The following is a 22818-nucleotide window of genomic DNA, read 5'->3' as shown; positions in this document are numbered from 1 at the left end:
TCATGATCGTTTGGAGTGTAGCAAACCAAAAAGGTGGGGTAGGCAAAACGACATCAACAGTGACGTTAGCAGGCCTATTAAGCCAAAAAGGCCATCGTGTCTTAATGGTGGATACGGACCCACATGCGTCACTGACCACGTACCTTGGTTATGATCCTGATGCTGTGACGTCGAGCTTGTTCGACCTTTTTCAGCTCAAGACGTTTACTCGTGAGACGGTAAAACCGTTGATCGTAGAAACGGATCTTGACGGCATGGACATTATCCCTGCGCACATGTCATTAGCCACGCTCGACCGTGTAATGGGCAACCGCAGCGGAATGGGGTTGATCTTAAAGCGAGCTCTACAAGCCGTTGCTCAAGATTATGATTATGTGCTGATCGACTGTCCGCCAATTCTTGGTGTGATGATGGTGAACGCACTAGCAGCAAGTGATCGCATTTTAATTCCGGTACAGACTGAATTTTTGGCCATGAAAGGTTTAGAGCGCATGATTCGCACGTTAACCATCATGCAAAAGTCTCGTCCGGGCGGGTTCAAAGTGACTATCGTGCCGACTATGTACGATAAGCGCACGAAAGCTTCGTTGCAGACGTTAACACAGCTGAAAAAGGATTATCCGAATCAGGTGTGGACCTCAGCGGTACCGATTGACACGAAATTCCGTGATGCAAGCTTGAAGCACCTGCCAGCATCGCATTTTGCTTCTGGTAGCCGTGGCGTGTTTGCATACAAGCAACTGCTAATTTACTTGGAGAGGCTAGCGTTCGATGAGCAATAACGACGTACTTTCCAGTGAACAAGCACTTGATGATTACTTCAGTGCTTTGCTTGGCGAAGAGGTCGAAGTTATTGAGCAAGAAGAAGCACTTGACTTGCTCGCTCAAGAACTATCATCTGCAGAGCCAGAGCCAGAGCCAGAGCCAGAGCCAGAGCCAGAGCCAGAGCCAGAGCCAGAGCCAGAGCCAGAGCCAGAGCCAGAGCCAGAGCCAGAGCCAGAGCCAGAGCCAGAGCCAGAGCCAGAGCCAAAATTGCAACTGCATTACGCTGAACCCGAGTCTTACCAATACAGCGAAATGTATTCCCCAGCATTGGAAGCGCCCAATCTGGAGGATGTACAACGATTATTAAGCCAGCTTGAATCTACAAATGTCGTAGCAGAGTTGGATATCGATGACATTCTGGAACAAAACACCATTGATATAGCTGCAGAAGCAAAGTCAATCGTACAAGAACCAGTAATCGAAGTCGAAGCGGCGGTTGAAGCCGTGGAAGAAATCCAAGAGTGGGACATTGAAGAAGATTCAGTGTCTGCGATTGAGATTGAACAACCCGAACCAATCAGGATTCAACCAGAAGTTGAAGTGGTTGAACCAAAGTTTGATGCCGATGTGGAAATTGAACAACGCATCGAGACAGAAACAGAGCTGGAGACCGAAGCGGGAGCAAAGCTTCCTGATGCTTGGGAAAGCACACAACGTAGTGAAGACTTTCAAGTGTTGTACTTTGATGTAAACGACGTGACGTTCGCTGTACCGCTTGATGAGCTTGGTGGCATTCATCGCATCACAGAGCTCAATCACTTAATCGGTCGACCTGCTTGGTATTTGGGTTTACAAACCAGTCGCGAACAGCAATTTGATGTCGTAGACACTGCAAAGTGGGTGATGGCAGATAAGCTTCGTGATGAAGACTACAAAGAGAATTACCAATATGTCGTCATGCTTGGTGAAAGCATGTGGGGGTTGGCAAGTAACCAGTTAATGGGAACTGAAACACTCAATATCGACAAAGTCCGTTGGCGTGAACAAGCCGGCAAACGCCCTTGGTTAGCGGGTATGGTGAAAGAAAAAATGTGTGCTTTAATTCATGTCCAAGCACTTATAGACATGCTAAACGCCGGTTTAGATGTAAAATCACTGAATTAGATTTTGGTCGGGAACGACATTAACGAGGATTAACTATGTCTCAAGCTTTTGAAGTTGAAGTGAAGAAAGATACATCGAACGACGAAGTTCTTCAGTGGGTGACGTTCCAACTTGAAGAAGAAACTTATGGCATCAATGTGATGCAAGTTCGTGAAGTGCTTCGCTACACAGAAATCGCTCCAGTTCCGGGTGCGCCAGATTACGTACTAGGTATCATCAACCTGCGTGGTAACGTGGTTACCGTTATTGATACTCGCTCTCGTTTTGGCTTAATGGAAGGCGAAGTGACTGACAATACACGTATCATCGTGATTGAGTCTGAGCGCCAAGTTATCGGTATCCTAGTCGACAGCGTTGCTGAAGTGGTTTACCTACGTTCTTCTGAGATCGATACAACCCCATCTGTAGGTACTGACGAAAGCGCTAAGTTCATTCAAGGCGTAAGCAACCGTGATGGTAAACTGCTTATTCTTGTTGATTTGAACAAGCTACTAAGCGATGACGAATGGGATGAGATGGCTCACCTATAATTGGCTGATGAATCATGGCTGAAGAAACCTTCCTATCTTTGCCGCTATTTGCAGGCGGCTTGGCTTTTGTATTTCTGATTCTGCTTTTAATGCAGTTACGCGTGCGTGCTGGCTTACAAAAGCAAATGGATCAGCAGCGCGCTCATGCGCGAAATGCTGAGAAAGAAGTACAAAAGCTGAACAAACAACTGTTGGAAGTGCGTTCTGTGGTGGTTGGTTTAGGCCAAAAAGTCACTGAACAACAAGATGTAATTCAACATCTTAATGAACGCATTCGCGAACTAGAACACGCAGATACAGACGGAAGACTGTATAGTCGCGCTTCAAAAATGGTTCAACTTGGTGCTGATATCAACGAGTTGATTGAAGAGTGTGAATTGCCGAAAGCGGAAGCTGAATTAATGCTGTCTTTGCAGAAGAAACTTGCAGGGAAAGAGAAAATTCCACCACTAAGCAGTCAACCCTCTGATGACCCGACTTATCCACCTCGTGGAAGACGTCGATAAAAGATGAAAAAAGAAGCTTCGGCTTCTTTTTTTATTTTTAAAATAAAAACTTATAATCACTTATGGTTAATTTTATTAAAATGTGACCATAAGTTAACAAAAACTCACGAACTTACATACATCATCGCTTTCTTATCCTGTTTTGTCACAACTAAGCTGTGTTAATATAGCCGCTCATTCATTTTTTAGTTGAAGCCCTATGTTAGAAGTCTCTAACCTAACTGCGATCCGTGACGAAAGGGTCCTGTTTGAAAACCTGCAATTTGAAATTAAGCCTGGTGAGCTTGTCCAAATAGAAGGACGAAACGGCACAGGTAAAACGACATTGCTGCGAATCATTATCGGGTTAGGGGACAGAGAAGAGGGCATCATCAAATGGAAAGGCGAAATCACGGAAAAATCTCGTGACGTCTTTCATCAAGACTTGCTCTTCCTTGGGCATCAAACTGGCGTAAAACGCGAGTTGACGGCATTCGAAAACCTACGCTTTTATCAATCTATTCACAATAACCGTTCTTCTGATGACGAAATCTTTGCTGCATTGACTCAAGTTGGTCTTGCAGGTAGAGAAGATGTGCCTGTAGCACAACTTTCTGCCGGTCAGCAACGACGTGTTGCGCTTGCTCGATTGTGGTTGAGTAAACAAATTCTATGGATTTTAGATGAGCCGTTGACGGCAATTGATAAACAAGGTGTGAAGGTGCTTGAATCATTGTTTGCAAATCATGCTGATAATGGTGGCATCGTTATTCTGACTACACACCAAGATATGTTTGCAGATAGCTCTAAACTTAGAAAAATAAAATTGGGTGATTAGTATGATTTCGTCCATGACCACCATTATCCGCCGTGAGTTGTTGATTGCATTTCGTCGTCAGGCAGACATCCTGAACCCGCTGTGGTTCTTCATTATCGTGATCACACTTTTCCCTCTTAGCATCGGTCCAGAACCTAATTTGTTAGCACGTATTGCAGCTGGCATCGTTTGGGTTGCTGCGTTGCTGTCTGCCTTATTATCATTAGAGCGTCTATTCCGTGATGATTTTCAAGACGGTGCGCTAGAGCAAATGATGCTGATGCCAATTCCGTTGCAACTTGTTGTGATTTCTAAGGTCATAGCACATTGGTTGTTAACTGGATTGCCGCTAATTCTGATTAGCCCATTATTGGCGATCCTGCTTTCTCTTGATTTCAATACTTGGTTGTCTGTGGTTTTGACACTCGCGATCGGAACTCCGACGCTAAGTTTTATCGGTGCCATTGGTGTGGCGCTGACAGTTGGGTTACAAAAGGGCGGCGTTCTTCTAAGTTTGCTTATTCTGCCGCTCTACATCCCAATTCTGATTTTCGCTACATCTGCGATTGATGCTGCAGCATTAGGTATCGCGTATAACGGACAACTGGCTATTTTAGGGGCCATGTTGATGGGGGCTGTCACCCTCACCCCGTTTGCTATCAGCGCAGCGCTAAGAGTTAGTGTTAACTAACTCAGTAAAGTGCGGATTAAGCGACGTTTGATCAAAGAATTATTATTAAAGCACTGCTACGGTCTCGACCCTCTAGACAGTGTCCCTGAAGTAAGAGTGAGAACTTAACATGTGGAAATGGCTACATCCTTATGCCAAGCCTGAAGCAGCTTATCACCTGAGTGGTAAGTTTCTCCCTTGGTTTTCTGTTTTGGCCCTCGTATGCCTGTCGGTTGGTACCGTATGGGGGCTTGCGTTCGCGCCTTCGGATTACCAGCAAGGCGACAGTTTCCGAATCATCTATATTCACGTGCCTTCAGCCATTTGGTCGATGGGTGTTTACATGTCGATGGCCATTGCCGCATTTATTGGCTTGGTTTGGCAGGTTCGCCTTTCAGAAATGGCCGCACTCGCCATGGCACCAATTGGTGCAGTGTTTACTTTTATCGCTTTGCTTACTGGCGCGGTGTGGGGAAAGCCAATGTGGGGCACTTGGTGGGTATGGGATGCACGCCTAACCTCAGAACTCATTCTTCTATTCCTATATCTTGGTGTTATTGCGCTGTACCACGCGTTTGACGATCAGAAAACCGCCGCAAAAGCCGCTGGTATTCTTGCGATTGTTGGCGTTGTTAACCTACCTATCATCCACTTTTCTGTGGAGTGGTGGAACACGCTACACCAAGGCGCAACCATTACGAAATTTGAAAAGCCATCCATTTCATCCAACATGCTTTGGCCGCTGTTGTTGAACATCTTTGGCTTTGCGTTCTTCTTTGGTGCAGTGACTATGGTGCGTTTCCGTAATGAAATCATCAGTAAAGAAAGTCACCGTCCTTGGGTTCGCAAACTCGCATCTGAAAAAACTCAGTGAGGTAATTAATCATGCATTTTGAATCTCTGAGCGAATTATTTGCCATGGGTGGCTACGCATCATACGTATGGAGCGCGTTTGGTATTACTTTCTTGTCTATGCTGATTCTTTTGATTTCAAGCGTCCGTCGTGGGGATGCGTTATTGAAAGAAGTTCAAGCAAAAATTGACCGCCAAGCGCGTATCGACGCGGCGAAGAATATGGAGAACACGTTATGAACCCGAGACGTAAAAAGAGGCTGGGCATTGTCCTCGCTATCTTTATCGGCATCAGTGCAACCATTGGTTTGATGTTGTATGCGCTTAACCAAAATATGGACCTTTTCTATACTCCAACAGAGTTAGTTAATGGTAAGCCTGATGGTACGAAACCGGAAGTCGGTCAACGCTTGCGTATCGGCGGTATGGTTGTTGTGGGTTCAGTTCGCCGCGACCAAGACTCTCTGAAAGTGCGTTTTGATCTACACGACGTGGGTCCAAAAGTGACGATCGTGTATGAAGGTATCCTTCCAGACTTGTTCCGTGAAGGTCAGGGTATCGTAGCTCAAGGCGTACTTAAAGATGCAACAACGGTTGAAGCGTTTGAAGTGCTAGCGAAGCACGACGAAGAGTACATGCCACCTGAAATTGCAGAAGCGATGAAGAAAACCCATGAGCCTTTGCAGTACACCACTGAACAAAAACAAGGAAGCGACCAATGATTGCTGAAATCGGTCACTTTGCCCTCATTTTATCGCTTGCGATGGCAGTACTGCTAAGCGTACTGCCGTTATGGGGCGCATCAAACAATAACACGATGCTGATGAATACAGCACGACCGCTATCTTGGTCGATGTTCATCATGCTATTTTTCTCATTCGTGATCTTATGTTGGGGTTTCTATACCAATGATTTCACGTTGCAATACGTGGCAAGTAACTCAAACAGCCTACTACCTTGGTACTACCGTCTAACGGCAGTTTGGGGCGCGCACGAAGGTTCACTGTTGCTTTGGGTGCTTATCCAAGCTGGTTGGACTGTGGCTGTAGCGACATTTAGCCGCGGTATGCCACAAGAATCGGTTGCACGTGTGCTTGCTGTAATGGGCATGATTTCAGTTGGTTTCTTGCTGTTCATCATTCTTACTTCAAACCCGTTCCTACGTACGTTGCCATTCTTCCCTGTTGATGGTCGTGACCTGAACCCACTTCTTCAAGATCCGGGTTTGATTGTTCACCCGCCAATGCTTTACATGGGCTATGTAGGCTTCTCGGTTGCGTTCTCGTTTGCGATTGCTTCTCTAATGACAGGCCGTCTTGATACGGCTTGGGCTCGTTGGTCTCGCCCTTGGACTACAGCTGCATGGGTTTTCCTAACACTAGGTATCGCACTAGGCTCTTGGTGGGCGTACTACGAACTTGGCTGGGGTGGCTGGTGGTTCTGGGATCCAGTAGAAAACGCATCATTCATGCCTTGGCTAGCGGGTACGGCTCTCATGCACTCTCTAGCGGTGACGGAAAAACGCGGTACGTTTAAAGCATGGACAGTATTACTGGCAATTTCTGCATTCTCATTAAGTTTGCTTGGTACCTTCTTGGTTCGTTCCGGTATTCTGGTGTCGGTACACGCATTCGCGTCTGACCCATCTCGCGGTATGTTTATCCTAGGTTTCCTCGTTTTCGTCATTGGTGGTTCACTCCTGTTATTTGCAGTGAAAGGGGCGGCGGTTCGGGTTCGCGGTAACTTTGATTTGGTTTCGCGTGAGAACGCGCTACTTGGGAACAACGTGCTTCTGATTGCTGCACTGGTCGTCGTACTAGTTGGTACATTGCTGCCATTAGTTCACAAACAAATTGGTCTTGGTTCAGTATCTATTGGTGCGCCATTCTTCGACATGCTGTTCGCATGGTTGATGATGCCGTTTGCCTTCCTGTTAGGTATTGGTCCTATGATTCGCTGGAAGCGCGATAATCTATCTAAGCTTATTAAGCCGATGATTGTTTCCGGTGTGCTTGCCTTCGCATTAGCGGCAGTGTGCGTGTTCCTGTTCGCAGACTTCTTCTCAGTGATGGCTTACATCGGTTGGGTAATGGCAATCTGGATCATTGCAATGCATTGCTTTGAATTGTATGAGCGTGCGACGCACCGTCACAGCTTTGGTGAAGGTGTTCGTAAATTGCAACGCAGCCACTGGGCAATGATGCTTGGTCACATTGGTTTAGCCGTTACTGTGATTGGTATTGCGATGGTGCAAAACTACAGCATCGAACGTGACGTACGTTTGGCGCCTGGTGAGCACTTCAAGATTTACGGTTACGATTTCTACTTCTCAGGTCTACGTGACAAAGATGGTCCAAACTACGATGGTTACATCGCGGACTTCGAAATCACCAATGATGGTAAGTACGTGAACACGCTACACGCTGAAAAACGTTTCTACCGCACGGCGAAGTCGATGATGACTGAAGCGGCTATTGATCGCGGAATTACTCGTGATTTGTACATCGCGATGGGCGAGCGTCTAGACGACAACCGTTCGTGGGCAGTACGTATTTACTACAAACCATTCGTTCGTTGGATCTGGGCTGGTTCATTGATCATGTCTTTAGGTGGTGCGCTTGCTATCTCTGATAGACGTTACCGCTTCCGCAAGACGGCTAAGAAAGACGGAAAGTCAAAGCTAGCGGAAAAGGAAGCATAATATGAATAAGAAAGTCTTATTTATCCCGTTGGTCGCTTTTATGGTTTTGGCGGGTATCTTCGCGACTCAGTTGGTTCGTAACCAAGACGGTGACGATCCAACAAAATTGGAATCAGTACTGGTAGGTAAGCCAGTACCTGAGTTCCACCTAGAAGATTTAGCGGAACCGGGTAAGCAATACGACCAGTCGATCTTTAAAGGTGAGCCGCTGTTGCTTAACGTTTGGGCGACTTGGTGTCCAACTTGTTACGCTGAGCACAAATACTTAAACGAACTTGCAGGCAAAGGCGTGAAGATCATCGGTATGAACTACAAAGATGATCGTAATAAAGCGATTGGTTGGTTAAACGACCTTGGTAATCCATACCTAATCAGCTTGTTTGATGGAAGCGGCATGTTGGGCCTAGACCTTGGTGTTTACGGCGCTCCTGAAACGTTCATCATCGATGCCAATGGTGTGATTCGCTACCGTCATGTTGGCGATGTGAACCCTCGTAACTGGGCTGAGACCCTAGAGCCGCTTTATACCAAATTGGTTGAGGAGGCGAAGCAATGAAAAAGTTTATTCTAGCGGCGCTCGCTGCGATGACATTTTCGCTTGCAGCACACGCTGCAATCGAAGTGTATGAGTTTGATAACTTAGAGCAAGAACAACAGTTCAAAGAGCTCGGTCATACGCTTCGTTGCCCTAAATGTCAGAACAACACGATTTCTGACTCAAACGCAGAGCTTGCTCAAGACCTGCGTCACAAGGTTTATGAAATGACCAAAGACGGTAAGTCTAAAGATGAAATCGTTGACTACATGATTGCCCGTTACGGTAATTTTGTGACTTATAACCCTCCGTTTACCATGGCAACCGCGATTCTTTGGCTTGGTCCATTTGCTGTTGTTTTAGGTGGCTTTGGTTTGATCGTGCTTCGCAGCCGTAAAGCCAAAGTAAAAACTGTTCAAGATAGCGATGAAAATTGGGATGAGAACAAAGAAGCTCGTCTTAAAGCGCTACTTGATGAAGAGAACAACGGAGATAAGAAGTAATGACACTATTTTGGATTTCTACCGTTGTTTTAACGCTGATTGCTTGCGTGTTGGTCGCTTTGCCACTGCTAAAGCAAAAAGCAAACAACGATGAAGTATTACGTGACGAGCTAAACAAAGCGTTCTATAAAGACCGACTTTCTGAACTTGAAGAAGAAACCGATGAAGGCTTGGTCGAGAGCCAAGACGAGTTGATCTCTGATTTGAAACAGTCGCTACTGGATGACATCCCAAGTGAAAAAACACAAGGCGAAACCAAAGTTTCTCCAATGGCGGTATTGATTCCTTCGGTTATTTTAACAGTGGTATTGAGTTACGGTCTTTACTACAAGTTTGGTGCTTCTCAGGACGTTGTTAAGTGGCAGGAAGTCACGTCAAACCTACCTGAACTTTCGAAGAAGTTGATGTCAGCATCGTCTGAGCCTTTAAGCGAAGATGAAATGGATGACTTATCATTAGCACTTCGTACGCGTCTGCATTACCAACCAGATGATTCAACAGGTTGGCTGCTTCTTGGTCGTATCGCTCTGGCTAATCGTGATGTCACAACCTCGATTGATGCAATGGAGAAAGCGTACAAGCTGGAGCCGAAAGATCCTGATGTACAACTCGGTTACGCTCAAGCTTTAATGCTGTCTCAAGACGAGATGGATCAAGCGACAGCACGTTCTCTGCTTGGCAAGCTAATGCAGCAAGACTATGTCGACCTACGTGTATTCTCGCTGTTGGCATTCGATGCGTTTGAGCGCCAAGATTTCCCTGCAGCGATTAAATACTGGGGCATCATGCAGCAGATGATTGGTCCAGAGGATAGCCGTTACGAAATGCTAGGTCGCAGTATCGAAAGTGCGCGTAAGCAAATGGGTGAGGCGGTGTCTCCAGATAAAAGCGTGGCAGTGACGATTAACGTTGCTCCAGAAGCTCAATTGGACCCAAATGCAGTATTGATCGTATCTATTCACCGCGCAGACGGCTCCCCAATGCCAGTTGCAGCAGCGCGCTATCCACTAGGGACTTTCCCTCGTACCGTGGTTTTAGACGACGGTAATGCGATGATGGAAGGGCAGAAGCTGTCGTCGTTAGAGAAACTGATGGTACGTGTTCGTATCGACTCTGACGGTAACGTAGCGACTCGTGACCATGATTGGCACGGCGAAAGTGACGCGGTTGAATTTGGTCAACCAGTGGATGTGATGATTGATAAGCAGTATCAATAAATCTATCCTGTCTCTGATAGTGGACACTTTGTGATTGTCCTATCGCTTTTGTGGTATGACTACCAACTATCGAGTAGAATGATGAAGGCCAGCGCTTGCTGGCCTTTCTTTATTTATATACCCAAGTGACTTTTTAAGAGCAGTATCGCGTACATCAATCTTTAAGGTTGCTTAGGTATATTAATCGTCGTTATGGAACGCAGAATGTATAACAAGGGTAAATCCACCTTCTTGTTGTTGTTTGCAGTTGGAATGGTTGGCTGTTCGACTGCGCCTGAAGAGGCGGCAACAGAAGAAAACGAAACGAATCAAACGACTTCTGGTGTTTATGATCCGTTAGAAGGCTTCAACCGCGCGATGTGGGAAATCAACTACGATTACCTTGATCCGTATTTGGTTCGTCCTATCTCTCTTGCGTATGTGGACTACACGCCAGTCCCAGTTCGCTCAGGTATCGCAAACTTTTTGGCGAACTTAGATGAGCCAGCAAGCGTGGTTAACAATTTGGTAATGGGAAACGGCACTAAAGCGGTCGATCACTTTAACCGATTCTGGATTAACTCGACTTTTGGTGTACTTGGCTTGTTCGATATCGCGACAGCGGCGGGTATCACCAAATACGATAACAAAGAGTTCAGTAGTGTGGTGGGTCATTATGGAGTAGGAAATGGTCCTTACTTCATGGTACCTGGCTACGGCCCATATACGTTGCGCGAAGTAACAGATACGGTAGATGGTATGTATTTGCCGCTTTCTTACCTTAACTTCTGGGCTGGTCTTGGTAAGTGGGCATTGGAAGGTATGGAAAAGCGTGCACTGATTGTTCCACAAGAAGCGCAGTTAGAAGCCTCTCCAGATCCATACGTATTAACGCGTGATATTTATCTTCAGCGTCAAGATTTCAAAGCAGAAATCAACAATACGGATGAAGTGAATGAGGACGAAGAAGCGTACTTGGACGAGTACTTAGAAGAAGACTTCTAAACGTTTTCTACAGAAAAACAAAAAGGCTTGGTGAAAACCAAGCCTTTCTTTTTATCGGTAACTTTCTTTTATCGATAAATAGCGTTTAGATTAGAACTTGTAGTTCGCTTGAACACCGATTAGCCAAACGTTGCCCGTTACCTCACCTTCAAATGCACCACCGAAAACGGCTGCTTCGTTATCAGATGCATCACGAGGTTCGCTGATTGGCGCATCTTTCGCAAAGATGTAAGTAAAGCCAGCGTCTAGAGTTAGGTTTCTAGACCATTCATAGCCTGCACCAACACTTAGCCATAGACGGTCAGTCTCTGGAATTGTTGTTGTACGGTACTTGTCATCAACTGCAGACATGTCGTAAGCAACGCCTGAGCGCAATGTCCATTTTTGGTCAAGCTTGTAAGTCGTACCTACAGCAAAGCGGTAGTTATCTTCCCAGTTTTCCGATTTGATTAGATCAGATGAATCAGGGAAATCTGCCACTAGCTCTTTAAAGCTGCTCCAATCTGTCCAGTTAATGCTTGCGTGTACTGCTAACTGGTCATTTAGTTGGTGGAAGCTCGCTAGTTCAGCTGTCGCTGGCAAGGTAAGGTCCATTGAACCTGCTTTTTTCGCGTTAGGGTTCACTGGGTTGAACGCAAGACCATTCGCGTGACCTTCTAGGGTCAGATCTACCGCTGATTTATATGCGAAACCGATACGGTTGTTATCATTGATCTGCCATGCAGTACCCACTTGCCAACCCCAAGCGGTGTCATCACCTTCCATGTATTTAAGTGTTTGACCCGGTAAAGTCGGTTTCACTAAACCCATCTGAGGTGGCATTACCGCGCCAATGCTACCATCTGCGATGATGTAACGGATACCACCACCAATGCTTACCGCTTCATTTAGTTTGTAAGCCGCGTTCAGGTTCGCTTCCATCGACGTTACGCTAGCTTGGTTACCAAAGTTTGCTGCAGCAAAATCTTTACCTAGGTCTGTTTCCATACCGTAGTTAGTGCCAAAGGCTAGACCAATAGCAAACTTGTCGTTGTACTGGTGAGATAGGTAGAAGTTAGGGATAACAGCATCGTGTGCAAAGTCATGTGAACTTGCTTTATTAGAACCATTTACAAATGTCGATGTGCCATCAACATCAATATTAGGGTTTACATAAATAGCGCCAACAGACACTTGTGTGCCTTCTAGGTACATTAGCATTGCTGGGTTACGCCACTGTGCACCTGCGTTATCAGCCATCGCTGCTTCACCAGCGTATGCACGACCTAGGCCAGTCGCAGAGTATTCTGCAAGTTGGAAACCTGCTGCGTTTGCAACGCCTGAAGTGCTTAATAGGCCGAATGCCACTGCAGCTGAAAGGAGAGTCTTGTTGGTTTTCATTGTAATGTTCGCTGAGTTATTTATAACGTGGGGCGAAAGTTTACGTCTAGAGTTATTACTTTAAAAATGAAAATCCAATAAAACAGTGTTTTCAGGTTAATTATCTATTGGTGATTAAATATGTAGTTAATTTATCTAACTGTAAAGGCGTTGTGAAGAAGTTTCAGCGAACAACTGTGAGTCCTAATAACCGCATTTAGTTACACGTGTGCGCTCAGATCAGGTGAGGGGTAAATGATAGATAAGAAAAAAGGCTGGAATTCCAGCCTTTTATATAGAGAGTGTTTATATTAGTTTCATGCGTAATGCTTAGAAGCTGCGGCTGTATTGTAAGCCGAATAGAATCGCATCTGCATGTGTTGTTGCTGCAAGCGATGAAATATTTTCTGGTCCAGCCGAAGGGTATGTTGGGTTTGGCGTTGACTCATTAACTTTCACATCTTTACCCATTAAGTAGGTAAAGCCAAAGTCTACATTTGACTTACTATCGATATGGTAAGTGAAGCCTGCTGAGAACCATTGACGATCAGAATCAGGAACCGACACTGAAGTCAGTGAGTCTTGAGCACTGGTGTCATACATGTAACCTGTACGCAGTGTCCAATCGTTGTTTAAGTAGTACGTACCACCGATAGAGTAGTGCCAACCATCTTGCCATTGGTAGTCTTTATCGTAGCTTGAACCAAGAGGCGAGCCTTTTAAGTTACGGAACTCAATTTGATCGAATGCACCCCAGCCAATGTACTGGATAGAGTAGTGCACGGCGAACTTAGTGTCGGTGATTTTGTGGTAACCCGAGAACTCAGCCATATCTGGTAAAGGAAGAGTAATTTTCTGGCCATTGTCATCTTCGGCTTCCATTTCTGGGCTGTAACGGTACGAAAGGCCAAATCGGTTGTTTTCGTTTAACTCGTAAACTGTACCTACGTTAAAGCCTACTGCCCAACCATCTGCTTCATCAACGTCTACAAGGGTACCAAGCATCCCATGTTCACGTTTCATCGTACCTTGACCGTAAATTAGGTCTAGGCCTGCACCGAAGCTCCATTGGTCGTTTAGACGGTAAGAACCTGCAACGCCGAAGTTTGCACTTTTAACGTCAGTAAGACCACCGTATTCTTTTGCAACGAAGCTATCACCAAACTCTGTTTTAGTACCGAAGTTTGAGTATGCGTTTACACCCCATGCAAACTTGTCGTTAACTGGCACGATAAGGTGGATATTTGGTGCAATAGAAGTGTCGCCAGCGTCGTCATAGTTAGAATCTGTTGGCTTGATAAAGCCATTTGTTGCTTGGCATTGAATACCACAATACTTTGCATCTTTAACTTCAATCATCGAAGTAATGCTTTCAAAACCAAGCGACAGTTCCATTTTATCAAATAGAGCCATTGCTGCTGGGTTACGAGCCATTACAGATGCGTTGTCTGCAATTACTGCATCACCTGCGAATGCACGACCGATACCAGTCGCTGATTGTGCGTTTAGCTGGAAACCAGCTGCCATTGCTTGACCTGATGCCATTGCAACCGTCACTGCTAGGAGAGTCTTTTTAAACAGACGCGTATTCTGAGTCATTTTTTATTCCTTATGGGTTTCGTCTCTTTGGACGATAAGTTGAGCATTTGCTCAGTGGCGCAGATAGTAGTATTAAGAGTGGACCATACAAATCCGACCATTGGATAAATTTGAATAAAAATTGCAGAAATGATGTCTAAATGTCGGGAAATTGCATCTAAAGTGCATAATTTAGAGCTTTGACTCTAAACTTAATTGGTGGGGTGAATGTTTTTATTGGTATCTATAAGAAAAAAGCCGCTAAATTTCGAGATTTAGCGGCTTTTCACGTTTTATCGATGCGGTATTAAGGAACTTGTTACATAGGTTCCATCATCGGAGCAAGCTTAGCTGCGATAGCATCGATATCTTCGCCATTGCTACCAACAAGAATCATACTGGCTTTGCCCACCGGTTTCACAACACCACTCATACCATCTTTATCAAAGTCGACTTTCTGGTCACTCTTCACATCAGTCACAAACATGGTGACTCTGCCTTCTTTACCTTGGAAGACGACATGAAGCGCATTGTTCGACTCACCAAAACCACAATGGTTTAGGTAGTAAACGTGATATGGAAAATCACCGTTTATTTGGTAATGGAAAGGCATCATTTTCGCGTTGACTTGTTTATTCGAAACATCTTCATCGATGTTACGGACAAATGGTTCTTCTGCCACTACGTGTTTCATTGCGGTGTCTGCCAGACTTGCTTGCGCTGGAGAAACAATAACGTTACCCCAGTTAATCTGACCTACAAGTAAACCAGCAGTAAATGCAACGGATGCCGCTAAAGCCATCGCTTTACGAGCGAAATTAGGTCTGACTATCTTTTCATCTTCTAATACATTTGATGTTTGGTTAAACAAAATCTTGTCGGCGAGATCTTCTGGCACATCCACATTCATGGCTTGCTTAATCTTTAGATCGAGGTCCAAAACGTCTTCAACAAACTTACTGTTAGCGTCGTTCTCAGCTAAAGCTTGCAGAATCTCTTCATCCTTCTGTTTTGGATCCGACAAAATACGACGACGAAATTCTAAATCATCCATTTTTTTGTCCTCTCTGAGTATCTTGAGAATCCAACATCTCTTTTAGTTGATTGCGGGCGCGGAAAAGGCGCGTCATTACCGTGTTTTTGTTCAGTTCCAAAATGTTACCGATTTCTTCTCCGCTGAAACCGCCTACAACTTGGAGGAACAAAGGTTCACGATATTCGACATCAAGCTTCATTATTTGAGCTTGTAGCCATTCCTGCTGATGATGTGGGTCATCGCTGACTTTAGCATCATTGCCATAGTCATCGATATCAACCAAATCAAATTGTTTGCGTTCGAAGCGGCGCGCATTTTCTCGTCTCAGAATGGTAATAAGCCAAGATTTCGCAGCCTTTTCATCTTGAAGGCTATCGAGAGACTTCCACGCACGCAGACAGGTTTCTTGAACCAAATCTTCTGCAACCGCCTTTTCCTTGCATAACCAGTATGCGTAGCGATATAAGTCTCTGTGATAGCCCCGAACAAGAGCTTCGTATTTTCTTTGTCTGTCCATATCAGAGTTGACCGGACTGTCGGAATTTTTCTTTCCAAACATTTTAAATATTGCCACAGGAGCCTCCGTCTTGCTCTGTGAGGTCATATATACCGCTTATATTTATAATCGATCCGACTACACTTTTTGTAGTTTAGCAGCAGCACAATATACGTCTTCAACGATCAAGCACTTATTTGAAGTGATGATAATTTATTTTTTATTGTTGTCAGTGAGGCGTTTTACCTCATTTGGTTGGCTACTTGGTCAGTCTTCAAATCCTATTCCTGCAAGAAACCATAAAATCACCATAAAAATTGATCTATTTCAAAATCTCATACAGTGAAGGGGCTATAGTACATCTTGTCATCTAGTTAGTCATTGCGACTAACATGTTGAGCAAGATGACACTTCCTTTTGAAGGCTGACTTTACTTTCTCCTAATCAGGAAACTGATTAATTTTACAATTGGCGTATGTTAATTGTTTTATAGATATTCCGACCACACAATATTGTGTGGTTTTTTTTTGCTTCAATTTTACCCACAGCACACTTCTTCTCTTTTTAAGTCACTATAGTTAAGCAATCTTAATCGCATAAGAATCAATGAACTAGAGTAATAGATCTACTCGCTTCACGTTTATTTAAACGCACGTTTGATAAATTTAACAAGTTGATTACAATGCATGAGGTCAGACCTCTTGTATTTAAGGAGAAACAATGGGCAAGCAGGAAGTAAAAACACGCCATGGTGAACGTGTTGCTATTGTCGCAGGGCTCCGAACTCCCTTTGCTCGTCAAAGCACTGAGTTCAGCCAGGTGCCAGCGGTCGATTTAGGTAAAATGGTAGTGAGCGAAATGCTTGCTCGCACAGATATCGACCCTAAGTTAATTGAACAAGTGGTATTTGGACAAGTGGTTCAAATGCCAGAAGCACCAAACATCGCACGAGAAATCGTATTGGGGACGGGTATGCACATTCATACCGACGCTTACAGTGTGACTCGCGCATGTGCGACCAGCTTCCAAGCTGCTGTCAATGTTGCCGAAAGTATTATGGCTGGCAGCATTGATGTGGGGATTGCTGGTGGTGCGGACTCTTCTTCTGTATTGCCTATTGGTGTATCAAAAACGTTGGCTGCTAATTTACTGGCGCTCAGCAAAACCAAAACGCTGGGTCAAAAGCTCAACATTCTTAAAAAACTCAGCTTCAAAGATTTGATGCCAGTGCCGCCGGCAGTGGCTGAATACTCGACGGGTCTTTCCATGGGTCAGACTGCCGAGCAAATGGCGAAGTCACACGGCATTACTCGTGCAGAGCAAGATGCGTTGGCGCACCGTTCTCATTCTCTAGCTTCGCAAGCTTGGAAAGACGGCAAAATCCAAGACGAAGTGATGACTGCTTTCCCTGAACCATACAAAAAGTGGATCTCTGAAGATAACAACATTCGTCATGATTCGACATTAGAAGGTTACGCAAAATTGCGTCCGGCTTTTGACCGCCAATACGGTAGTGTAACAGCCGCAAACAGTACGCCATTAACTGATGGTGGTGCCGCTGTGATGCTAATGCGTGAAGGTAAAGCGAAAGAGCTTGGGATGGAAATTCTTGGCTACATTCGCGGTTATGCATTCTCGGCTATTGGCGTCGAAATGGATATGTTGATGGGGCCAACTTACGCGACATCGAAAGTATTAGAAAATACCGGATTGGAACTTTCAGACCTCACGCTTATTGATATGCATGAAGCGTTTGCTGCTCAAGCACTTGCAAATGTGAAGATGTTTGCTTCTGATAAATTTGCCCAAGAGAACCTAGGTCGCTCGAAAGCGATTGGCGAGATCGACATGGACAAATTCAATGTCCTTGGCGGTTCAATTGCTTACGGTCACCCATTTGCTGCGACTGGCGCTCGTATGATGACACAAACGTTACGTGAGCTGAAACGTCGTGGTGGTGGTCTTGCGTTGAATACTGCGTGTGCCGCAGGTGGTCTTGGTGCAGCAATGATTTTGGAGGTTGAGTAATGAGCGAGCAAAAAGCATTTAGTCTAAAGATTGATGAGCAGAACATTGCTTGGCTAGCCATCGATGTGCCAAACGAGAAAATGAACACGCTGCAAGCGGCGTTTGCAGACGAGATGAAAGAGATTTTCGCTCAACTGAAAGACACCAACGGCATAAAAGGGATGATCATCCATTCCTTAAAACCAGATAACTTTGTTGCGGGTGCCGATGTACGCATGCTCGAAGCGTGCACGACGGCAAGTGAAGCTGAAGCCTTAGCCAAGCAAGGTCAAGACTTGTTCCAGCAGCTGTCTGAGCTGCCTTATCCGGTTGTCGCAGCGATTCATGGTCCATGTCTGGGTGGCGGTTTAGAGCTTGCTCTCGCGTGTGACTACCGAGTGTGTACTGATTCCGATAAAACGCGTCTTGGTTTGCCTGAAGTGCAACTTGGTTTGCTGCCTGGTTCTGGTGGTACTCAACGTCTTCCTCGTTTAATTGGTCTGTTGCCCTCGTTAGATTTAATCCTTACAGGCAAACAACTGCGTGCGAAGAAAGCGAAAAAATTGGGTGTGGTTGACGCATGTGTGCCAGAGACTGTCTTGCTTGATGTCGCGAAGATGCATGTCGAAAAAGGCAAGAAGAAAGGCAAACAAAAGCAATCGACCAAAGAGAAATTGATGTCGGGCAGCGGCTTAGGTCGTAAGTTTGTGTTTGAGCAAGCAGCGAAAAAAACTAATGAAAAAACGCGTGGTAACTACCCTGCAACCGTGGCTATCCTAGAAGTTATTCAACACGGTCTTGAGAAAGGTTTTGCTCAAGGCCAAGAACTTGAAGCAAAGCGCTTTAGCGAATTGGTGATGAGCTCTGAATCAAAAGCATTACGCTCTATTTTCTTTGCTACCACTGAAATGAAGAAAGAGAATGGTACAGAGGCTGAGCCCGCATCGGTCGGTCGAGTTGGTGTACTTGGTGGTGGTTTGATGGGGGCGGGTATTAGCCACGTTTCCGTCGCCAAAGCAAAAGTGCCAGTGCGTATTAAAGATGTTAGTAACGACGGTGTGCTTAACGCATTGAACTACAACTACAAGTTGTTTGATAAGCAACGTAAACGCCGTATTATCTCGAAAGCGGGTCTGCAAGCGAAGATGCTGCAACTGTCTGGCGGTATTGATTTTACAAGCTTCAACCATATTGATGTAGTAATTGAAGCTGTGTTTGAAGATCTTGACCTTAAACAGACGATGGTTGCGGATATTGAAGCGAATGCGAAACTAGACACTATTTTTGCGACCAATACGTCTTCTTTGCCGATTCACAAAATTGCGGAAAAAGCAGAGCGTCCGGAAAACATCGTCGGTTTACACTATTTCAGCCCGGTAGAGAAAATGCCGCTGGTGGAAGTGATTCCTCACGAGACGACGTCGGATGAAACCATTTCTACCGTGGTTGCGCTTGCGAAGAAACAAGGTAAAACGCCAATCGTTGTGAAAGATAAAGCAGGCTTTTACGTAAACCGTATTCTTGCACCTTACATGAATGAAGCCGCACATATCTTGTTGGCAAATGAGCCAATCGAACAACTGGACAATGCACTACTCGATTTTGGTTTCCCGGTTGGCCCAATTACTTTGCTTGATGAAGTTGGTGTCGATATTGGCGCGAAGATCATGCCAATCTTGGTTAACGAATTGGGCGAGCGATTTAAAGGCCCAGACGTATTCGAAACACTACTGAACGACGGTCGTAAAGGTCGTAAGAGTGGTAAAGGTTTCTATACCTATAAAGGTAAGAAGAAGGAAGTCGATAAGTCAGTGTACAAACTGCTGAACTTAACGCCTGAATCAAAACTGAGCGACAACGACATTGCTTTGCGCTGTGTGCTGCCAATGTTGAACGAAGCTGTTCGTTGTTTGGATGACGGGATCATCCGCTCGCCACGTGATGGTGATATCGGCGCGATCTTCGGTATTGGATTCCCACCATTCTTAGGTGGCCCATTCCGTTACATGGATCAATTTGGTTTGAAAGAACTGGTTGAGAAAATGAACGAGTTTGCATCGAAATATGGTGATCGTTACGCGCCATGCGATGGGCTGTTAACTCGTGCCGGTGAAAATCGTAATTTCTACGACTAATCTGTCTATTTAGGTAATAAAAAGGCTTGCACTGCGCAAGCCTTTTCTAATTTTGCTCGTTAAATCTGATTAACCCAAACCACAATCTTTTGGTCGTAATTGAAACTCTTCAATCGATCCAATTTCTAAACCAAGATTAACTCGGGGAGCATCTGCGTGTGCTATACCTTGCGAGTGCATGACCAAACGGTTTGCTGTACGCGGTTTTAACTCGTTGACAACAAAGCGGATCATATCGGTACGAGTAAGCCCTTTAAGCTCTTCTAGTACCTTTTCACGTTGATTGAAATCCGTGTCTTTGTTGCCAATAGCGACCCACAAGCGCTGAGCTCTACCACGCAATGTTGTGTCGGGCGTTGCTATTTGATTCCATAAGCCTCGCTTGCTGCTGTGCCACTGGTATTCATTTAGCTCTAGCAATACCATGTAGAAAGCGTTCAAAAACTCATCAATTGATGTGACCAATTCAGCGGGAGCGGCATTTGGAGACTGAACGTACAGCACAATACCTGGATGGCGATTGAGAGGCATATTTCCCGTACCGACCATATAGCCAAGTTGCTGCTTGGTGCGGATTTCATGGAAGAAGGTCGCCGACATCAGATGGTTAGCCAGTGTATACAAGGCGATATTGCGTGGCTCGATATCTTCACATTGGTGATAAATCACCACCGCGGAATCTTGCTGATTACAGTGGACTTCACGTTGGAAACTACCATTTTCGCCAAGCATGACCAACGGGCGGAGTGCCTCTTCGTAGCGTTGTTCTTTTACTCTAAGGGCATCTTTCAACGTTGTTGCCATCTCTTTTGCGTGCTGACGCTGCCAGTCGCCGTAAACGAACATTTCTACATGCAACTCGGCCAAAATTGATTCAACAAACACCGACAGTTCATCCACTTCTATTTCTTCCAGCGCTTCAACGAGTGTTGCGAAAGGCGGATTGTTGGGTTGAAGAAGACCAGTCAGTGCATTGAATAGCTGCGAAATAGGGCGGTCCTGAGATGAATTTCGCCAATTACGTAATAGTTGTTGTTTGATGGTTTCGAATCGAGCAGGGCTGAACTCACGTGCCGCGAAGCGATGTAGAATCATTTCTAACAGCTGAGGTAATTTCTCGCTAAAACCTGATAGCGTCAGAGTAACACCACCTTGGTGAGCGTACATGTTGTAACCCATACCTGCGATTTCAGCTTGATAGGTCTCTTTCGCTAATGAATCAAGGAACATCTCAACACATAGGCGTGTTTTCACGATGTTTTTCGGTGAAGCGACGGCGTGCGAGCTGTCGATAGCGACATACACGACGCCTTTTGGCACTCGGAATTCGTCATCTTGCAAATGCCATAAACGGAAGCCTTCGACATCTTCCACTAATTCTGGCAATGAGCCACCATTTTCAAACGGTTTTGGATCGAGCTCGTAGCAAATGTATGGGTTCTTTTCTGGGAGAACGAATTGCCAACTAGGATCGATTTGTTGATATAAACGACGTTGTTCATCGTTGAATGGATGCACTGAGTAGGGCGTGAAATACCATTCTGCGGTTTGGTTGTACTCTAATCCTTTGGCAATTAGAGTCACACGAACATTTTCGATGTTGAGGTAGTGCAATAAAGAGCGTTGTAGCTCTTCATCATACCCTGTCATTTTGTAGTCACCGTAAACCGTGTCTTCCGGCTGATAGTGCTGCATGTTGATCACAAGGTGGCTGACCAAATCCATCGGACGAGATGGCTCTTGAAAGCGGAAGGCAGACTCCAGCACTGCTTGTTTTTCAAGGTAACGCCATTCATCCATCCCATCTTGTTTGATCATAGACAGGTACTGGAATACGGCTTGAATGATGTTATCGACATAATCCAAGCCATCTTGGGTCAATGTGCAGCTGACTGTGAAGTCTCGGTAATTGCTGCCGCTTGCACCTCCTCCGGCAGATAAGGATGTAATCCAACCTTTATTTTTCAGCTCTAGCATCAAACTGCCTTCGCCTTCATAACCCAACAAATGCGCAAAGTAGGAGAGGGGTTTCGCGCCGTAATGCACATCCATCCCTGGCATCGGGAAGGTTAAGATCAGTTTACGAAATTCTTTAATCGGTTCGACTTGAACCAAAATGCCGGTGCTGTCTTCGTTACCTATAGGTACATCAATCGATTTTCCGTGTAATTGATGATTTGGAATGTCAGCAAACATGGTTTCTACCCAAGCTTGCTGTTCATCAAGAGATTGAGGACCAAACAAGGTCAATGTCATCAAATCAGCGGAATATTGCGAGTGGTGAAACTCGACTATCTCGTCGCGAATCGATTTGCCATCGCGATCGCCGAGGGTTTCCAAGTTGCCGACAGAGAACTTAGAAAACGGATGATCAGGGTTGATGACCTCTTTGTTTACTTGATATAGACGGCGAGAATCGTCGTTCAGTTTGAGCTTGTATTCGGAGTCGACAGCTTGGCGCTCTTTGTCTAACGCTTCTTCATTAAACAACGGTGCGGTGAAGAATTGGCTGAAACGGTCAAGCGCGGTTTCAAACGCTGTGGGGGTGACGTCAAAGAAGAAACAAGTATGCTCTGTTCCCGTCCAAGCGTTATTTGTGCCACCGTGTTGACTAATATAACTTTGAAACTCGCCAACTTTAGGGTATTTTTCCGTTCCCAAAAAAAGCATGTGTTCTAGGTAGTGTGCCAGACCTTGACGATCATTTGGGTCATCAAAGTGTCCAACATTTACTGCCAAGGCTGCTGCCGACTGTTGAGCGGTGTCGGAGTGGATCAGCAACACGCGCAGTGCATTACTCAAGGTAATGTAGCGGTATTGATTTGAATCGTTTGGACTTAAGTGCACGATGCGTCTCCAGATTTCGCATTACAGTAATGATGAACCCCGAATGGGGCTGCGCAAAGTTTGCGCTTCGACAAATACTGCTTGCCGTATTTTTGTTATTCGTAAGAGTACTGCATAAGCCCAATAGCCAATGCTAT

Annotated in this window: 21 protein-coding genes; 16 read left to right on the top strand and 5 right to left on the bottom strand. The window is 45.2% G+C overall.

Annotated features, from left to right (window positions below; all coding sequences use genetic code 11):
* The first annotated feature begins 2 nt into the window (after positions 1 to 2).
* The 14 genes from L1076_RS07475 (at position 3) to L1076_RS07410 (ending at position 11223) form a co-directional block, all read left to right on the top strand.
* Positions 3 to 782, top strand: a complete 780-nt coding sequence (locus L1076_RS07475) for a ParA family protein (RefSeq protein WP_038872059.1) — start codon at positions 3 to 5, stop codon at positions 780 to 782.
* Positions 772 to 1929, top strand: coding sequence for a chemotaxis protein CheW (locus L1076_RS07470; RefSeq protein ID WP_237303459.1), 1158 nt, complete (start codon positions 772 to 774; stop codon positions 1927 to 1929). Before L1076_RS07475 ends, L1076_RS07470 begins: the two co-directional genes overlap by 11 nt.
* A 35-nt stretch (positions 1930 to 1964) precedes the next feature.
* Positions 1965 to 2459: a chemotaxis protein CheW gene (locus L1076_RS07465; RefSeq protein WP_038864816.1), complete on the top strand. Its 495-nt coding sequence runs from the start codon at positions 1965 to 1967 to the stop codon at positions 2457 to 2459.
* Positions 2460 to 2473: 14 nt separating this feature from the next.
* A complete protein-coding gene (locus L1076_RS07460) occupies positions 2474 to 2965 on the top strand; it encodes a DUF2802 domain-containing protein (protein ID WP_038882173.1) in 492 nt (163 codons plus the stop codon).
* Positions 2966 to 3164: 199 nt separating this feature from the next.
* Positions 3165 to 3782: a cytochrome c biogenesis heme-transporting ATPase CcmA gene (gene ccmA, locus L1076_RS07455; protein ID WP_038864813.1), complete on the top strand. Its 618-nt coding sequence runs from the start codon at positions 3165 to 3167 to the stop codon at positions 3780 to 3782.
* A gap of 1 nt (position 3783) precedes the next feature.
* A complete protein-coding gene (gene ccmB, locus L1076_RS07450; protein WP_038864811.1) occupies positions 3784 to 4452 on the top strand; it encodes a heme exporter protein CcmB in 669 nt (222 codons plus the stop codon).
* A 109-nt stretch (positions 4453 to 4561) separates the two neighbouring features.
* Positions 4562 to 5305, top strand: coding sequence for a heme ABC transporter permease (locus L1076_RS07445; protein WP_038864810.1), 744 nt, complete (start codon positions 4562 to 4564; stop codon positions 5303 to 5305).
* 11 nt (positions 5306 to 5316) lie between these two features.
* Positions 5317 to 5523, top strand: a complete 207-nt coding sequence (gene ccmD / locus L1076_RS07440; protein WP_038864808.1) for a heme exporter protein CcmD — start codon at positions 5317 to 5319, stop codon at positions 5521 to 5523.
* Positions 5520 to 6005, top strand: coding sequence for a cytochrome c maturation protein CcmE (gene ccmE / locus L1076_RS07435; protein ID WP_038864807.1), 486 nt, complete (start codon positions 5520 to 5522; stop codon positions 6003 to 6005). Before ccmD ends, ccmE begins: the two co-directional genes overlap by 4 nt.
* Positions 6002 to 7984, top strand: a complete 1983-nt coding sequence (locus tag L1076_RS07430; protein WP_038882174.1) for a heme lyase CcmF/NrfE family subunit — start codon at positions 6002 to 6004, stop codon at positions 7982 to 7984. Before ccmE ends, L1076_RS07430 begins: the two co-directional genes overlap by 4 nt.
* A gap of 1 nt (position 7985) precedes the next feature.
* A complete protein-coding gene (locus L1076_RS07425; protein ID WP_010449576.1) occupies positions 7986 to 8540 on the top strand; it encodes a DsbE family thiol:disulfide interchange protein in 555 nt (184 codons plus the stop codon).
* Complete coding sequence (locus tag L1076_RS07420) at positions 8537 to 9022, top strand: cytochrome c-type biogenesis protein (RefSeq protein ID WP_038882176.1); 486 nt, start codon at positions 8537 to 8539, stop codon at positions 9020 to 9022. Before L1076_RS07425 ends, L1076_RS07420 begins: the two co-directional genes overlap by 4 nt.
* Entirely contained in the window at positions 9022 to 10239 is a 1218-nt protein-coding gene (gene ccmI / locus L1076_RS07415; RefSeq protein ID WP_045405687.1) for a c-type cytochrome biogenesis protein CcmI, read from the top strand. The genes L1076_RS07420 and ccmI overlap by 1 nt, the downstream gene beginning before the upstream one ends.
* 204 nt (positions 10240 to 10443) lie before the next feature.
* Complete coding sequence (locus L1076_RS07410; protein ID WP_038871377.1) at positions 10444 to 11223, top strand: VacJ family lipoprotein; 780 nt, start codon at positions 10444 to 10446, stop codon at positions 11221 to 11223.
* A gap of 90 nt (positions 11224 to 11313) precedes the next feature.
* Here the strand turns inward: L1076_RS07410 and L1076_RS07405 are convergent, their stop codons facing one another.
* The 4 genes from L1076_RS07405 to L1076_RS07390 form a co-directional block, all read right to left on the bottom strand.
* Positions 11314 to 12603 carry an outer membrane protein transport protein gene (locus L1076_RS07405; protein WP_237303458.1) on the bottom strand — a complete coding sequence of 430 codons (1290 nt, stop codon included), beginning with the start codon at positions 12601 to 12603 and terminating at the stop codon, positions 11314 to 11316.
* Between the two features lie 309 nt (positions 12604 to 12912).
* Entirely contained in the window at positions 12913 to 14181 is a 1269-nt protein-coding gene (locus tag L1076_RS07400; RefSeq protein ID WP_042603322.1) for an outer membrane protein transport protein, read from the bottom strand.
* Between the two features lie 298 nt (positions 14182 to 14479).
* A complete protein-coding gene (locus tag L1076_RS07395; protein WP_039974173.1) occupies positions 14480 to 15214 on the bottom strand; it encodes a DUF3379 domain-containing protein in 735 nt (244 codons plus the stop codon).
* Positions 15207 to 15800: a sigma-70 family RNA polymerase sigma factor gene (locus L1076_RS07390; RefSeq protein WP_042603324.1), complete on the bottom strand. Its 594-nt coding sequence runs from the start codon at positions 15798 to 15800 to the stop codon at positions 15207 to 15209. The genes L1076_RS07395 and L1076_RS07390 overlap by 8 nt, the downstream gene beginning before the upstream one ends.
* 612 nt (positions 15801 to 16412) lie before the next feature.
* Here L1076_RS07390 and fadI point away from each other — a divergent pair.
* Together fadI and fadJ are read left to right on the top strand one after the other, a co-directional pair.
* Entirely contained in the window at positions 16413 to 17720 is a 1308-nt protein-coding gene (fadI, locus tag L1076_RS07385) for an acetyl-CoA C-acyltransferase FadI (RefSeq protein ID WP_039974172.1), read from the top strand.
* Positions 17720 to 19834, top strand: coding sequence for a fatty acid oxidation complex subunit alpha FadJ (fadJ, locus tag L1076_RS07380; RefSeq protein ID WP_104036816.1), 2115 nt, complete (start codon positions 17720 to 17722; stop codon positions 19832 to 19834). Before fadI ends, fadJ begins: the two co-directional genes overlap by 1 nt.
* Before the next feature lie 69 nt (positions 19835 to 19903).
* On the opposite strand, the gene L1076_RS07375 is transcribed toward fadJ, so the two are convergent.
* Positions 19904 to 22681: an insulinase family protein gene (locus L1076_RS07375; RefSeq protein ID WP_237303457.1), complete on the bottom strand. Its 2778-nt coding sequence runs from the start codon at positions 22679 to 22681 to the stop codon at positions 19904 to 19906.
* Positions 22682 to 22818 lie beyond the last annotated feature (137 nt).

The organism is Vibrio sp. MMG023, assembly GCF_021654215.1.
In the GTDB taxonomy this organism is placed as follows: domain Bacteria; phylum Pseudomonadota; class Gammaproteobacteria; order Enterobacterales; family Vibrionaceae; genus Vibrio; species Vibrio jasicida.
Note: the sequence above shows the minus strand (reverse complement) of the source record. Positions and strands in the feature narration are given on the sequence as shown.